Below are 14988 nucleotides of genomic sequence, written 5' to 3'. Positions count from 1 at the left end.
AGTGCCTTCCGCGCGTGGAACTCTGAACGACTCGACACCGGTCAGTTTTCCTTACGCGGCAGGCACTTCGCTGTCTCTACAGACCCTTCCCAACCCTCAAGATCACGGCCACCGTGAAAGACCGAGGATAGGGACAGCGCAAGTTGCAGGTGTACGCCGGAACGAAGACGAAACTTGGCGGCGCGGCTGCAAGGTCGGCTTCGTGGAGCAAACTCGCCACCTCGACCAGCAACTCGCGTTCCCGCTCCGCAGGAAGGTCGGTGAGGTATCCACGCTGGCGGAGCTGCTCCTCGACGGCGTCACCGTCAACCCAGGGTGGTGAGATCACCTCCTCACCGCGATGCTCGATCAGGTACGCACCGGCACGCGCCGTGATTTTGTCGAGACTGCCCTGCAAGCCGTGAAGAACAAGGAAGAATCGGTCGTCGGCGAGCGGCGCTCCGATGACATAGCTGCTCACTCGCATGGCCCACACACCTCACGGCCAGCCGTCGGGATCGATCGGATCGACCGGCAACGTGGCACACACATCGGAGGACCCTTCACATCGACGAACGGGGACGTGCCGTAAATCGGAAGTCCCGGCTGACAGATCGCGACGGACGACCGTTTCAGGCAGAAGTTACCTGGATCATCCGGCCAATACGGCGATATCTCCGATACGTCATCCGAACGGGGGTTCCACTGGTGGGAAGCCGAACCGCGCCGCGCTGACGATGATCGCCACTGGTGGTTGTGACTGTCGGCGCTCGCCCGCGCGGACCTGGTCGCGACACCGCGAGGGTGTTGCCGGTCCACCGGACGACCGATGCCCCTCCGTTGGGTCGCAGTCGCGCCCCGCGTCCCGCGTCCCGGTGCACCGGCCAAGAGGGCCCGAATATGATGCGAATATTTGGATGCAAGGAAGGACTGCCATGACCTTGAGTGCCGGACGTCGACGGTTGTGGTGGCTCATCGCCGCGGTCATGCTGCTCGCCGCTGGTGCCGGCGCCGCGGTCCTGCGGCCCGGCCCGGCGTACGCGGCCGCGGCGTTCGGGCACCTCGATGCCTCGCCATATATTCGCCCGGCTCGCCTTTGTCGATTACACCGACTCGACCAGGTTGAAGTTCCGGGACGTACTGCTGGTCGTTCCGGTCTCGGCCAACGGGGTGGACAATTTCGCGCCGTTCGACTTCAACCACGCCGACGGCGTGGTGTGGTACGGCAACACGCTGCTGGTCGCCAACGGCGGCCGGCTGCACGCGTTCAGCCTCAACCACCTGTGGACGATGTCCCGGTCGGCGGCGGAGATCGGGTTCGGCGTGAACGGCACCGCGGCACCGAGCGCGCGGTGGCACCGGTACGCGCTACCGATGGTCGGCGAATACTATCCGGACTACACCCCGACCGATGCCACCTACCTCCCGTGCGCTCCGATCACGGGCACCCGGCCCTGCCTGAACAGGCACCGCACCAGCAGACGCTGGTCAACGGCGGCCTCGAAAACCTCTCCTACCAGCCTGGCTACAGCGGTTCGGCGCCCAGGCTGTGGGGCATCAACGAGGGCAACAACCGATTCGTGTTCAACATCAGCACGCCGTAGTACGGCAGGTCGGAGCGGAGGTCGGCCCGGCGTCAGCAGGGGTCGGTACGGGTCCAGCCGTGGTCGTAGCGGCCGGCCAGCCGCTCGACGAAGACCTCGACCCGGGAGCGGTCGAACGTGTCGAGGTGGTCCAGGCGGCTCCAGGCGGTGAGTGCCACGCCGGTCAGCCCCGGCCGTGGCCGCAGCAGCACATCGGCCGGGTGCCGCTTGGCGATGTCCACCAGAGCGGCCAGGTCGCCGGCAGTGGTGTCCGGACCGTAGTCGATCACCACGTGGCCGTGTTCCAGGGCGTGCACCGTCAGTCCGTCCGCGATCGGTTCGGTGTAGATGCCGGGCGCGGCGACGTACGGGAAGTGCGGCCCCGAGGTCGGCGGGTTGGAGTTGTAGGTCACCGCGGACGCCTCGGACGGGTCGATGTGCGGGCTGTCCATGATCGGTACGGCGGTCCCGGCCAGGCACGGCGCCGGCCGGTTCTCCGGCTGCCGGCTGCCGACCGCGGCGCCGACCAGCCGCGCCCGGTACGGGCCGGCGATGACGACCAGCGACACGGCCACCACCACACCCAGCGCCGCGCGCCACAACCAGCGGGTCGGCTGGTTCGTCATGACAGTGCTCCTCGCTGTCGCAACCGCCGCTCCCGCAACGCGAGCACGGCCGGCAGGGCCAGGGTGGCGACCAGGTAGCCGGCCACCGCGACCGCCTCCCAGAACGCCGGCGAGCCGGCCGCGTGCGCACCGAGGCTGTTGGCCAGCCAGCCGACCATGACGATCATGTTGGGCAGGCCGGCGACCAGGAACATCCAGAACATGGCGACGATGCCGGCCAGGTAGATCGCCGCGAACCAGGGCGCCACCGCTCGGTCCCGGTCGCTCGCCTCGGCCAGTTCCCGGGCCTCGTCAGGCGTCAGCCGCGCCAGCCGGTCCTTGATCGTGAGCGCGTTGACCCGGTACATGTTGGTGCAGCGCAGCGCGGTGGTCAGTACCGCGTACATGTCGTTGCGCAGGAACACGGCGGCGAGTTGCCAGACGATCGCGAACACCTGGCGTAGTACCAGCGCGCCGAGGAACCGGTCCATGAGCGGCGGGAGGGACAGCCACGACCGGTGGTCGGCGAGCCGTAGCAGCAGGAACACCGCCAGCATCGTGGCGTCGAAGGCCAGGCCGGCGAAGAACGGCCCGTACCGCCGCCGCCGCGGCACCGTGACGATCTGCGACAGGTCGGTCTCGAACACCAGGAAGATCCCGCGGTAACTGACCCGGAACACCGCGGGCAGGCCGATCGCCCGGCCGGCCAGCCAGTGCCATGCCTCGTGCAGACAGCTCAGCACGATGGTGGCCGGGATGAGTGCCAGTACCGAGGCCATCGGATCACCGAGGAACCAGAAGCTCTCGTACGTCGGCCGCAGCTCCGGCCGGGCCACCAGCAACGCGACGGCGACGACGGCGGCCGTCCCGTACACCGACCAGGCCGCCCGGCCGAACAACCGGGCCGCGACCCGTGGGCTGATGCCCGCGATCCACCGGATCTCCCGGGTACGCCGGGCGCCCGCCGACCCCGCGTCGGCGGCCGGTGACGCGTCCAGCAGGCCGACCTCGGCCAGCGTGGCGAGGAAGTCCTCGCCGTCCACCGGCTCACCGGCCACCTCGCTGGCCCGCTCGGTCGCGCCGGTCACCGAGACGCCCGCCTGCAGCGCCTCGACGAACACCGCGCCGGGCTCCGGTACCTGGACGAAGATGCCCAGGTCCGGCCGGCCGAGCACGCACTCGTCCCCGTCTCGTGCCACCACCAGGCGGCTCGCCGCTACCGCGAGGTCGCCGTCCGCAGTGGTCATCGGTTCCTCCTGTCGTGCTGGCCGGCCGGACTGGCGTGGCTCAGGAGTCGCAGCTCGTTACGACTGCGCCGCCCGAGCATTCGACCGTGAGGCGAGTGTTCTCGATCTTCTTGACCTCGATCTTCATGTTCTGTCACCCCCTCCCCCTGACATCGCTGCGGCGGCCGGTACCGGCTCGGCCGGTGCGCGGTCACCGCAGATCGGGCACGCCGGATCGCGCACCCATTCGCCCCGGCTGGTGGTGCAGCCGGCGGCGAAGTCGATGAGCATCGGCCGGCCGGCATAGGCCGGCGGCTCGAACCGGGTGAGCAACCGCAGCACCTCGAACGCGCACAACGCGCCGAGCAGACCGGCGACCGGCCCGATCCCGCGGTTGGTCTGGGGCCGGGTGTTCAGCAGCCGGGCCGCGGCCAGCTCGGGGTCGTCCGGGTCAAGGGCCGGTGCCGACCGGCCGCACGCGCGGCAGGCGCTGCGGCCCGGGTCGACCGACCAGACGACGCCCTGGGTGACGTACATGCCGCCGCGGACGAACGGCACTCCCGCCGCGACGCAGGCGTCGTTGACCCAGTCGTCGATGCTCGTCGGGCTGTCCACACCGGACATCACCACGTCCGGCCGGTACCGTTCGACCAGCGCGGACACCGCGTCCGGGCCGTCGATCCCGGCGGTGACCGTGGCCACCTCGATGCTCGGGTCGAACGCCCGTACCCACGCGCCGGCCCGCTCCACCTTCGTGGCGCCCAGATCGGCCTGCGTGTACAGGTACTGCCGGGCGAAGTTGCGCGGCTCCACCACGTCCCGGTCCAGCAGGGTGAGCCGGCCTATGCCGAGTCCGCACAGGTGCGGGATGGTGTTGGAGTTCAGTCCGCCGGTGCCCAGCACCAGCACGTGCGCGTCCGCCAGCCGGCGCTGGAAATCCTCCCGGCTGGTGGCGAGCGTCGCGAACGACTCGAAGAAGGCGAGGTTGCTGAAGTGCCGCTCGGCCGCGGCGCCGGTGTAGCCGCCGAGCCGCTCGCCGTCCTCCAGCAGACGATGGTCGTCGAAGACCGCCAGCCCGGCCATGATGTCCTCGGCCGGCAGCCCCATCGCCTCGGCCAGCTCGGCGACGGTACGTCCGCCCTCCCGCAGCAGCGCCAGCAACCGTTCGACACCGCCGTCCGGGTCGGCGATCATCAGCTGGTCCCGCACGTCGTACACCAGCCGCAGCGAGTCACCGACGCGCTCCCACAACACGCTCTTGAGCTGCGGCCGCACTGGCACCGGGACCTCCGATCGGGTCGAGTGGATCTCGACCGGACCGAGTATGCCGACCGGCGCTTACGCCGTGCTGTGGATCGCCTTACGAGGACAGCCAGGCGTCGACCGCGGCCGCCTGCGGCGAGCGGGCCTCGCGGAACAACCGGGCCGCGTCCCGCGCGCAGCGGCGTGCCTCGTCTCCCCGGCCATCTGCCGCCTGCCGCCGCGCCAGGTCGAACAACACCTCGCCGGCCCGGGCCGGATGGCCGAGCCGCTCGTACCGGCAGGCGGCCTGGCGCAGCACGTCGGCCGCCAGCGGGTCGCCCAGCCCGGCCAGCGCCTGCCCCCGCACCACCCGAGCGACCGCCTCCCAGTACCCGTGCCCCAGCTCCGCCAGGCTGTCCACGATGCGATCCACCACCTGCAACGCCCGCCGGGGGTCGCCGTCGCGCAGATACGCGTCGGCCAGCATCGCGTCCGCGAACGCCCGGCCGGCCGGATCGCCCAAGTCGGCGTAGACCGGCGTCGCGGCCAGGTACGACCGGACCGCGGCGGCGTGCGCGCCGGCCATCGCGTGCGCACGACCGGCCGCGATGATCGCGTTGGCCAGTCCGCTGCGCTCGTCCAGCCGGCTGAACACCTGCTGGGCTCGGCTCAACGCCCGCTGCGCGGCCGTCAGGTCCGGCGGATCCTCGCTCAGGCACAGGTTGCCCAACGCCAGGTAGGCGTAGCCCTCCTGGACCCCGGTGTCGTGCTCGGCGGATCGGGCCAGCGCCCAGCACAACGCCGCACGAGCCAGCCGGTACCGGCCTCGGATGCGGGCGTTGATGGCCAGTTCCACGGCCGCGGCCACGGCCGCCGGCCAGGCCCCGGCGCGCCGGTAGTAGCGGCCGGCCCGGCTGGCGTACGGCGCGGCCTGCTCGTGGTGTCCGGCGCCGCGCAGCAGGATGCTGCGGGCCAGGGCGAGCGCGGCGGAGCCGGCCGGATCGGGCGCGTCGCCGAGCGCGACGTCCGCCTGGTCCAGGGCCCGCTGCCAGTCGTCCGGGTTGGCACGCAGCTCGCAGATGTTGACCAGCGTCGCGGCCAACGGCCAGGCCAGGCCCGGCACGCCGAGCCGGCGCGCCGCCGTGACAAAGGCCAGCAGGGTGCCACGCTCGGCGTCCAACCAGCCGGTCGGGTCGGCGGGTATCACGGTCGGCTGCGGATCGGCCGCGGGTACCGGGCAGGGGTACCGGCGGGCCGGCATCCGTTCGTTCGCCGCGCGGGCCAGCGCCAGCAGCATCCGGTAGGCGCGGCGGACCGCCGCCGCGCGCTGCTCGCCCGGCTCCTCCGCCTCGGCCCGCTCCGCAGCGAACAGCCGGACCAGGTCGTGCAGCCGGTACCGGTGCGGTCCGACCACCTCCAGCAGGTGCTCGTCCAGCAGCCGGGCGACCGCCCGGTCGGCGACGTCATCCGGTACGCCCAGTACCGCCCCGAGCAGTGACCCCGGCAGCTGCGGGCCCGGCAGCAGCGCGATCAGGCGCAGTGCCCGCTGCGCCTCGACCGGCAGCCGTTGGAAGCTCACCGCGAGGCAGGCGCGCACCTGCACGTCACCGACCTCCAGCTCATCCAGCCGGTGCTGCTCGTCGGCGAGCCGGTCGGCCAGGTGCGCGACCGGAAGGTCGGGCCGGGCGGCCAGCCGCGCACCGACCACCCGGATCGCCAGCGGTAGGCCGCTGCACATCTGGATCAACCGGCGCGCGTCGTCGCGTTCGGTGTCCAGCCGGGCGGCGCCGGCCAACCGGCTCAACAGGCCCAGTGCCTCGCCGACGGGCAGCGGGCCGAGCGGGCAGGCGACCGCCTCCGGCAGCCAGGTGAGCCGGCGCCGGCCGACCGCCAGCACCGCGCACCCGCCGCCGGCCGGGATCAGCGGCGCCAACTGGGCCGCGGTGGCGACGTTGTCCAGCACCAGCAGCACCTTCCGGTCGGCCAGCAGCGACCGGTACTGGCCCAGCCGCTCCTGCGGGTCCGCCGGTACCGCCGCGCCGGCCAGCCCCAGCGCCCGCAGGAACGCACCGAGCAACGCGTGCGGGTCAGCGCCGTCCAGATCGGCGACCAGGCAGCCGTCCGGGTACAGCGCGCGTACCCGCCAGGCCAGCCGTACCGCGAGCGCGGTCTTGCCGGAGCCACCGGGTCCGACGATGGAAACGATCGCCGGACAGCCGCCGGACGCCGCCGTCGCGGCCCGCGCCAGCACGTCCCGCAGCCGGTCCAGCTCCGCCTGGCGACCGACGAAGTCGGCGGTGTCGGCCGGCAGCTGGTTCGGTGCTGCCGCCAGTACCGGCGGCAGCGCCGGCACGGCGAGGATCTCCTGGTGCAGCCGGGTCAGCTCCGAGCCCGGTTCCAGCCCGAGCTCGTCCCGGACCAGAGCGTGGAAGTCGCGGTACACGGCCAGCGCGTCACCTTGCCGGTCCTGGGCGTGCAGGGCCCGCATCAACTGGCCGCGAAGCCGCTCGCGCAGCGGGTACGCCTCGATCGCCGCGGTCAGGTCGGCCACCAGATCGGGGTCGGTGCCGGCCGCCAGCCGCGCCTCGAACACGTCCTCGGTGACGGCCAGCCGCGACTCGGCAAGCCGAACCGAGGCCGTCGCGACGAACGGGGAGTCGACACCGTCGAACGCCGGGCCGCGCCACAGCGCCAGCGCGGCGGCGTACGTCGCCGCGGCGGCCGCCGGCCGGCCCGCCGTCCACTCCACTCTGGCCTGCTCCACCAGCCGCTCGTACTCGTGCTGGTCCAGCCGTACCGCCTCGGCCGGCAGCAGGTACCCGGGCGCGCGGGTGATGATCGCCTGGTCGGGGCCGCCGGCGGCGGCCAGCTTCCGGCGGAGTCCGGAAACCAGCACCTGGATCCGGTTGCGGGCCGTGCTCGGCGGCCGGTGCGGCCAGACCGCGTCGACCAACTGCGCCACCGACACCACCTGGCCGCCGGCCAACGCCAGTCGGGCCAGCAGCAGACGTTCCGACGGTGTGGCGTCCAGCCTGGCGCCCGCCACCTCGATCTCCAGCGGACCAAGGATCCGAATCATGATCTCCGCAGGCATCGCCGCAACCCTAGTCCGGCGAGGGTCGCCCGAGCCGTGGGGGTTGAAGCAGCCAAGCAGCGGAATCATGCCGGTGCGCGTCGTCACCACACGACAACCGCTGCCCGTGCGCCCGGACGCGCCCTCGCGATCAACTCATCGACCCGGGTGGTGGTGTGCAACCCGGAGGGCACCCCACCGTCACCGCTACGTGGTGCCGATCCGGTGGGCGAAGTCGCGGATGCCCGGTAGCCCGTTGCGTACGTCGCCGGACATGAGGTCCTGGGTGAGCCGGTGCGCCCAGGGCCGGTAGCGAACCTCTTGGGGAGTGTCGCTTTCGGCCGCGAGCAGAGCCTGGAACGCCGCCTCCGGACGGCCGCGCCCGTGCAGAGCCAGGGCGGTGTCCTCCCAGTACCGGGCCCGTCGTTCGGGTGCCTCGATCCTCCGGGGATCGACCTGCCGGGCGAAGTCCACGGCCGTACCGTAGTCACCCAGCACCCGCGCAACGCTGATCTTGTAGACCGCGAGGTCGAGTGAGCCGAAGCGGTCGAGGCCGGCGGCGCCGGCCCGGCCGGCCGCGTCCTCGGCCTCGCCGAGCAGGGTCCAGGCCTCGTCACGATCGTCGCGCATGGCCGCGGTGTACGCGGCCACCGCGAGCAACTGTCCGTACATCGCGGTCTGTCGAGGGTCCGTCAGGCCGGTGTCCGCGTCGAGTTGCTGTGCCGCGTGCAGCACCAGACGCTGGGCACCGTCCCGGTGACGCGCACGACGCAGTACGGTCGCGGCGAGTCGGGACGCCTCCGCGACGACCAGCGGATCACCGCTGCCGCGGGCCGCCTGCACCGCCCGGTCGGCGGCGCAGGACGCCAGGCCGTCGTCGTACAGCTTGAGCAACAGTTGGGTAGCGACGCAGTACGCCTGCGACAGCCGCGCCGAGGCGCGCGCCACCTCGTCGGCGGGCGCGTGGTCCCGGCCTGCGTTGGCCTGGGCGAGCAGCCGAGGCAGGCGGCGGGCCAGTTGGGTGTACCGGCAGGCGCGATGGTCCGCGCGGGCGGCCGACAGCTGCGCGGACAACTGGTGGTCCGGTAGCGGCGGGGCGGTGACCCGACCGAAGATCACGTCCTCGACCGTGTAATTCACGTCCGCGCTCACGGTCGCAGGCAACAGGGTGGCGCCCGTGGTCAGGCCGACAGTTCCGACGAGCACGTCACGTCGACGCATCCAGTCACCACCGTTCTGCCGTGATTCATTCACCCTAATGCTGTCAGGCGGCGAAGGTGGGGAGGACGCGGCCAACCCCAGCAAATGCGGCGGAATGCCATACACTTCGGCAAGCCGGCGCAACTCGCCGACGGTCCACTCCCGGCGCCGCCCGTTCTCCCAGCGGGACATCGTGGCGGTCGAATAGCCGGTGAGCTGACCGGCCTCCTCGAGAGTGAGCCCGGCCGCGGTACGGGCGATCCGCAACAGCGCGCCGATATCACCGACCTCCACGGCTCGGGCGACGGTCGGCATGGCGGTCCAGGCGGGTTCGGCCATCGCTGTCCATCTCTTGACCACAGTAGGTAGTTCGAGAGTGAGCGACGACTCACAGTCGATGCAAACGGCTTGCAGGTTGTGCGCAAAGGTCTCCGGCCTCGGCGGGCATTCCGGATGCACTGGAGCCCGGCGTACGTAGCGACCTGGGGAGGTTCATGTGAGTGCGGGACGGATCAGTGTCGAGGCGGCCAGCTTCTGGACGGCGGTGCTGGGTGCGGCGTGGGCGATGATCTCGGAGTTCGTTCCGCTGCTACCAAAGGCGGTGGGTGGATCGTTACTGACAACGGCGGGTGCGATCGTCGCAGCCGAAGCATGGCGGGCCAAACGAGCAGAAGCACGGGTGAGACGAATGCAGCCGGGTTCACGGAGTGAAAACTGACCGGCACGTGAGGCCGGTGGCTGCACGCGGCACTTTGTACGGACGGTGACGACCGCCGGCACGCCTCGTACCTGTTCGCGAGGGTGAGCGGCCTATGTCCTGACCGACAGCTCCCATCCGTTACCCTTGCGCATTCCCCGCGAAACGGGGAAGACGTTCACAAGCCAGAGGAGTCAACCGAGTCATGGCGAACTCACACGAATCGACGGAGGTACGGATGGAGCCGACGAGGGGACGAGGTCGCGCGAAATGGCGATGGGGTTCGCTCGCCGTGGTTCCCGCGACCGTGGCCCTCATCGTGGCCGGGACTGCGGTCCCAGCGTCGGCCACGACCGGCACGCCGAGCGGTGCGCCGCCGGCCGCGAACAACGTCGATGTCTGGTGCGTGTCGACGACTGGCGCGAAGGCGTGCTTCGCCGCGTACGGAGACCTTGTCTGGGTGAAGGACACCAAGGCTAACGGAGCATCCGCCGCCGGCACGATCCAGGGTCCGGGCTGGAGCCGGCAGTGCTTCAACACCCGGGGCGCTGACGGCGGATGGGTGAAGTGCAACTTCGACGTTCCGGAGTACGAGAGTGGCCTGCTGTGGGCCGTCAACAACCCCTTCGTCGGCAGCCAGGCAAGCACGAAGATCTACACAAGCAACACCATCTGATTTGACAGGACGAAGCTCCGGCAGGACGAGGTCTCCATGGATCCGGTCCTACCGGAGCTTCGTCGTGTCGCTGCGCGCCTCAGGTCCCGTACACGGTTTTGAAGGTGAAGTCGGTGAGCCGGACCGGCGTGGCGAGGGTGGCACCGTTCGACTCGACCATGGTGATCGCCTGCCCCGAGGTGAGCGACCGGGTGCCGGCGGTCGTGTAGGCGCTGATCTCGTCGAAGTAGACGACGCCGAACTGGGCGAGCGGATGGACCGGCAGGTTGAAGTCGCCGCGGCTGACGCCGGCGTTCACGGTCACGGCGGGCGGGAACCCGGTGTCGACCGAGAAGTTCATCGTCTGCCGGCTGGTCTCGTTGGTGAAGAAGTAGCTCGCGGTGCCGGCCGCGTTCGTGTTCAGGCAGAGCGAGGCGCTGAGCACGTCGCCGGGGCGGACCGGCAGGTTGACGAAGCCCACACCCTGCGCCCAGAGCTGGCTGGTGACCTGCTGGGATGAGTCCACGGACATCTCGACGTGCACGTCGAGGAAGCCCAGACCGCAGAAGGTGCGGAAATGGTTGACGCCGAACGGACTGGTGGCGAAGCGCAGGTTGGGCACCGTCCAGGTGACGAACAGGATGGTGAACGGCGCCGACGTGCTGGTGGTGAGCTGGTAGCCGCACGACTCGATGGGATCCGGTCCGAGCGTACGGTTTCCGGTCGCCGTCCGGTCCGCCGTGGTGGGGTCGAACACCGGATCGAGGTGGTCGAAGTCCTGGTAGCGGCGGGCCTGGCGGTCCCACAGCTCGGCCTCGCCCGGTCGGGTCCGCGGGTCGGGCCGCGGCGGCAGCCCGTACCGGTGCAGCTCGGTCTGTGCGGCGGTGAACGGGTCGAACTGCTTCGGCGGCGCCGGGAGGTGCCGCACCCTGGTCCGTCCGCGGGCTTCCTGTCCGGTCATGACGTCCCCCCATCACGGGTAGGTCCGCGTGCCGGTCGTGCGCCGGGGCCGCCCGGCGCCGTGCCGCCACCCTGCTGAGAAGCTCGCACGCGACAGTCACCGGGCGCAGCCGTCAAGCCGACAGTGCGCCCCGGCCGCCCATCCCGGCCCGGCTACCTGGGAATCGTGCTGACGCCGGCACGGAAGAGCGGTAGCTGACGTACGGGCAGGCCGACGTCAGCCAGGGCGGGGATCGGGCGGTCCGCCTGCCGCGGTCACCCACCGCCCTGGCATGTGCAGTTTCTAGCTGTCGGCTCGCCTAGCATCACCGGCGGCCCAGGTCGGTCCGCACAGGATGGTTGGAGAACAAGTCTGATGGTCGGTTCGCCGAGGATTCGAGCAGTTCTTCTCTCCTTGACCGTGACGGCGGGTCTCGCCGCCTGTTCCTCCGCCCCAGGTCAGCCTGGGTCGGACAAGGGTGGTCGGAGTCAGGGCTCGTCGACGCCCGAGGTCCGGGACGACTTCTCCCAACCGGGGATGATCGTGACGGCGGGCTGTTCGGCGGGCGACGGCGGCGGACTCGTCACCGTCGACGGTTGGAGTGCGCGCAACCTGACGAAGACGGCACACGCGGAGTTCAGGCTGGCGGACAGCGTGCTCACCAGGACCGAGGGCGCCCGGCCCGGCACCGCGCTGGGTATCCTGTGCGCGCCGCCCAACGTCACCGACCGCACTGACGTCCTCGCAGTCCGATCGCTGTTCGACCGGGACTTCACCAGGTTGGCCGTGGTCATTCAGGATCCACAGACCAAGGCGACGCATGTCGGCTACGTCGACCGGTCGAGCAAACTCACCGACCTGACCGGGCAGGAGGACTTCGGGAACACCCCGCACGAGGACAACGCCGCCATGGCGCCGGACGGCAGCGCGGTGTGGTTCACCAGCGTGGTCGAGCACAAGGACCAGGTCGCGCGCCGAACAGTCGACGGCGACCACCAGGCGGTCGACCAGCAGCCGGTGGAGACCGTCGGCGAGAGGCATCTCTTCGTGGTCGGAACACCGGGCATCGCGGTGCTGGGCAACAGCGCTCAACTCTCGCCGGACGGGAAGCGACTCCTGGTCGAGGACAGCCTGCTGGAACGCCCCACCGATCGCCCCTTCATCGGACCAGACGCGATCGACAAGGCGCCGGCCGCGCCCTGCGACAGCGCCAAGGATGGTGACGCGATCGCCTGGATCGACAACGACACGGTGCTGTGCGGCTCGTCGCTCTCCGGGCAGCGGTTCTCGACGCTCGATCTCACTCCGAACGCCAAAGCCGGCGCGCCCATCCTGCCCAGCAACGATCACCGCAACTTCGTCCTGGGCATCTCGCCGGACGGGCAGCAGTTCGCGTTTCTGTCCGTGAAGGGCACCGCGCGGGACTACTACGTCGCCGATCTGAAGCCCGGCACCACCCCGCGGAAGATCGAGCCGAACGCCGAGTTCACGAGCATGCTCGGCACGCTCTTCTTCCTCGACTGGCGCTGAGGTGCCGGACATCAGCCCGAATGGCTACAGCGGACCGAGGACCGCCTCGGGAGTCGCGTCCAGCGAGAGTGTCTCCAGCACGGTGAGCAGCTGACGTTCCTCGTACCGGAAATGGTTCTCCATGATCGCCGCGACGCCCTCCAGATGCCGATCCAGTTCGGCGGCCGGCGCGGCCCGCTCGACGGCGGCCTGGAGGCCGCCGAGCAGGTACGCGATCATCGAATGATCCTGGGTGAGGCGACGGAGTACGGGCTCCAGCTCCGGATGGGCCGCCCTGATCGCCGGGAACAGGGTGTCGTCCTCGCTCCGGTGGTGTCCGTCGAGCGCCGCACAGAACCCGTGGCAGTACAGCAGCAGGTCACGGGTGGCCGTCTCGGCGGACCGGCCCTCGGCAACGGCCCCGCGGGCGAGGTCGAGCGCCGCGCGTAGGCGGGTGTGCACCTGACGAAGCTCCAGGCTCCAGGCGATCAGCCTGGTCGTCTCGCGCTCAGTCACGCGAGCAGGAAGGATGCGATCCCGACATTGTTCGGTGTCCTTCGGTCCGGCGCCTCCATGCCTGACACGGTCTGCCACCGGCACGCGACGCTACCCACAGCCTACCGGTAGGCGTACGCCCGCAGCGTTTGGGTCGTCCGGCTGGCTGGTGGCCGGCACGGCCGACTGGCCTCGATCGGGCACTGTGCGGGCACAATGACAGAATTATCGGACTCGTTCTTCACGAGGCGGAGAAAGGTGCCGACTTGACGGATGAGCGAGCCGCAGCGACCGACGGCGGGCGGGTCGAGAGGCTCGAAACTCCCGTTCCCCGCGGGTCGACGGTGACGGCCGCGCGGCTGATGGAGGTGCACCGGCTCGCGGTGGCGGGGCGGGAGCCGACGATCGCCCGGGACGTCGGGCACCGGGTGGCGAGGGCCTGGCTGCCCAGGTCGCGGTTCGCGGACGTCGCGGCCCTCGCGACCGCGACCCTGACCCTCGGCCCGGACGCCGACGCCTACTACGACCTGGGTTGGGCCCAGACCTTCGTCGGGGAAGCCCGCCAGGCTCTGGCCAGCTCCAAGCATGCCCTGGACCTGTACCGCGCGGCCGGCGACCAGCACAACGAAGCCGCCACTCTCAACAGCATCGGCACCGCGTACGGCCGGCTCGGGGAACCGCAGCAGTCACTGAGCCACTTCCAGCAGGCCCTGGTCATCCTGCGGGAGATCGACGACCGCTTCAGCCAAGCCGCCGCCCTCAACAACATCGGTCACGCGTACAAGGATCTCGGTGACCGGGAGCAGGCCCTGGCCTGGTACGAGCAGTCCTTGTCCGTCACGCGGGAGGTCCGCGACCGCGCCGGCGAAGGCACCACGCTGGTCAATATCGGCACCGTGTACGACAGCCTCGGAGACCACCGGCAGGCGCTGGACCACTTCGAGCAGGCCGTGGCCATCATGGCGGAGGTAGGTGACCGTGGCGGCGCAGCCGCCACCCTCAACAACATCGGCCACGCGTATCACCGACTCGGGGACCAACCCCGGGCCCTGGCCTACTTCCAGCAGGCCCTACCCATGCAGCGGGAAATCGGCGACCGCGCCAACGAAGCGGCCGCCCTCGGCAACATCGGGCTCGCGCACCACGCACTCGGAGACCAGGAGCAGGCCCTGGCCTACTTCCAGCAGGCGCTGTCCATCCACCGAGAAATCGGTGACCGCGCCGGCGAGGCGAACAGCCTCAACAACATCGGCGGCGCGTACATGGCACTCGGAGACCAGAAGCAAGGCCTGCTCCATCTCCGGCAGGCACTGGTCGGGCGTCGGAAAGTCGGCGACCGCGTCGGCGAAGCCAGCACGCTCGTCAACATCGGCGCCGCGTACTTCGCACTCGGAAAGCAACAGCTGGCTTTGGAATCCCTCCAGCGGGCCCTGCCTCTCCAGCGAAAGATCGGCGACCGCGCCGGCGAAGCCCAGAACCTCGACAACATCGGGTGCCTTTACCACATGCTCGGCAACCGGAAGCAGGCCCTGATCCATCTTCAGCGGGCCTTGGCCGGCCGACGCGAGGTCGGTGACCGCTTCGGCGAATCCCAGACCCTTCGCAACATCTCGGTGGTCCAGGCGGCGAGGGGAAATCTCGACCAGGCGATCAGCGATCTCGAACTGGTCGTCGACCTCCACCGCCAGCTCGGCCACCCGGACCTCGCGTCCGACCTGACAGCGCTCCGACAGCTACGCCAGGAACGAGCAGAGAAGCGCGGCGAGGTCTGACGCGACCATGCA

The 14988-nt window shown here is 70.5% G+C and carries 13 protein-coding genes; 4 read left to right on the top strand and 9 right to left on the bottom strand.

Annotation, left to right across the window (positions count from 1 at the left end; genetic code table 11):
• Positions 1–76 precede the first annotated feature (76 nt).
• Together ACFOX0_RS31155 and ACFOX0_RS31150 are read right to left on the bottom strand one after the other, a co-directional pair.
• Positions 77–466 carry a hypothetical protein gene (locus tag ACFOX0_RS31155; RefSeq protein WP_377552709.1) on the bottom strand — a complete coding sequence of 130 codons (390 nt, stop codon included), beginning with the start codon at positions 464–466 and terminating at the stop codon, positions 77–79.
• Between the two features lie 616 nt (positions 467–1082).
• The gene (locus tag ACFOX0_RS31150) at positions 1083–1313 is read right to left on the bottom strand and encodes a hypothetical protein (protein WP_377552707.1); all 231 of its coding nucleotides are present in this window, start codon (positions 1311–1313) and stop codon (positions 1083–1085) included.
• A 93-nt stretch (positions 1314–1406) separates the two neighbouring features.
• On the opposite strand from ACFOX0_RS31150, the gene ACFOX0_RS31145 reads away from it, so the two are divergent.
• Positions 1407–1583 carry a hypothetical protein gene (locus ACFOX0_RS31145; protein ID WP_377552705.1) on the top strand — a complete coding sequence of 59 codons (177 nt, stop codon included), beginning with the start codon at positions 1407–1409 and terminating at the stop codon, positions 1581–1583.
• Positions 1584–1615: 32 nt separating this feature from the next.
• Here the strand turns inward: ACFOX0_RS31145 and ACFOX0_RS31140 are convergent, their stop codons facing one another.
• From ACFOX0_RS31140 to ACFOX0_RS31120, 5 genes are all read right to left on the bottom strand, one after another.
• Positions 1616–2188, bottom strand: coding sequence for a DUF3105 domain-containing protein (locus ACFOX0_RS31140; RefSeq protein ID WP_377552703.1), 573 nt, complete (start codon positions 2186–2188; stop codon positions 1616–1618).
• On the bottom strand, positions 2185–3414 hold the full coding sequence (locus ACFOX0_RS31135) for a hypothetical protein (protein ID WP_377552701.1): 1230 nt from the start codon (positions 3412–3414) through the stop codon (positions 2185–2187). Before ACFOX0_RS31135 ends, ACFOX0_RS31140 begins: the two co-directional genes overlap by 4 nt.
• 123 nt (positions 3415–3537) lie before the next feature.
• Positions 3538–4674, bottom strand: coding sequence for a HesA/MoeB/ThiF family protein (locus tag ACFOX0_RS31130; protein WP_377552699.1), 1137 nt, complete (start codon positions 4672–4674; stop codon positions 3538–3540).
• Between the two features lie 79 nt (positions 4675–4753).
• The gene (locus ACFOX0_RS31125; protein ID WP_377552697.1) at positions 4754–7729 is read right to left on the bottom strand and encodes an AfsR/SARP family transcriptional regulator; all 2976 of its coding nucleotides are present in this window, start codon (positions 7727–7729) and stop codon (positions 4754–4756) included.
• 186 nt (positions 7730–7915) lie between these two features.
• Positions 7916–9247: a helix-turn-helix domain-containing protein gene (locus ACFOX0_RS31120; protein WP_377552695.1), complete on the bottom strand. Its 1332-nt coding sequence runs from the start codon at positions 9245–9247 to the stop codon at positions 7916–7918.
• 665 nt (positions 9248–9912) lie between these two features.
• Here ACFOX0_RS31120 and ACFOX0_RS31115 point away from each other — a divergent pair.
• Positions 9913–10281, top strand: coding sequence for a hypothetical protein (locus ACFOX0_RS31115; RefSeq protein ID WP_377552693.1), 369 nt, complete (start codon positions 9913–9915; stop codon positions 10279–10281).
• Positions 10282–10360: 79 nt separating this feature from the next.
• On the opposite strand, the gene ACFOX0_RS31110 is transcribed toward ACFOX0_RS31115, so the two are convergent.
• Positions 10361–11221 carry a G1 family glutamic endopeptidase gene (locus ACFOX0_RS31110; RefSeq protein ID WP_377552691.1) on the bottom strand — a complete coding sequence of 287 codons (861 nt, stop codon included), beginning with the start codon at positions 11219–11221 and terminating at the stop codon, positions 10361–10363.
• Positions 11222–11737: 516 nt separating this feature from the next.
• Here ACFOX0_RS31110 and ACFOX0_RS31105 point away from each other — a divergent pair.
• Positions 11738–12730 (top strand): hypothetical protein, encoded by a 993-nt coding sequence (locus tag ACFOX0_RS31105; protein ID WP_377552689.1) that lies wholly within the window; start codon positions 11738–11740, stop codon positions 12728–12730.
• Between the two features lie 24 nt (positions 12731–12754).
• On the opposite strand, the gene ACFOX0_RS31100 is transcribed toward ACFOX0_RS31105, so the two are convergent.
• The gene (locus tag ACFOX0_RS31100) at positions 12755–13225 is read right to left on the bottom strand and encodes a hemerythrin domain-containing protein (RefSeq protein ID WP_377552687.1); all 471 of its coding nucleotides are present in this window, start codon (positions 13223–13225) and stop codon (positions 12755–12757) included.
• A 245-nt stretch (positions 13226–13470) separates the two neighbouring features.
• On the opposite strand from ACFOX0_RS31100, the gene ACFOX0_RS31095 reads away from it, so the two are divergent.
• A complete protein-coding gene (locus ACFOX0_RS31095; RefSeq protein ID WP_377552685.1) occupies positions 13471–14976 on the top strand; it encodes a tetratricopeptide repeat protein in 1506 nt (501 codons plus the stop codon).
• The last annotated feature ends 12 nt before the right edge of the window (positions 14977–14988 follow it).

This window comes from Micromonospora zhanjiangensis, assembly GCF_042650605.1.
Lineage (GTDB): Bacteria > Actinomycetota > Actinomycetes > Mycobacteriales > Micromonosporaceae > Micromonospora_J > Micromonospora_J zhanjiangensis.
This window is presented reverse-complemented; position numbering and strand designations above follow the sequence as displayed.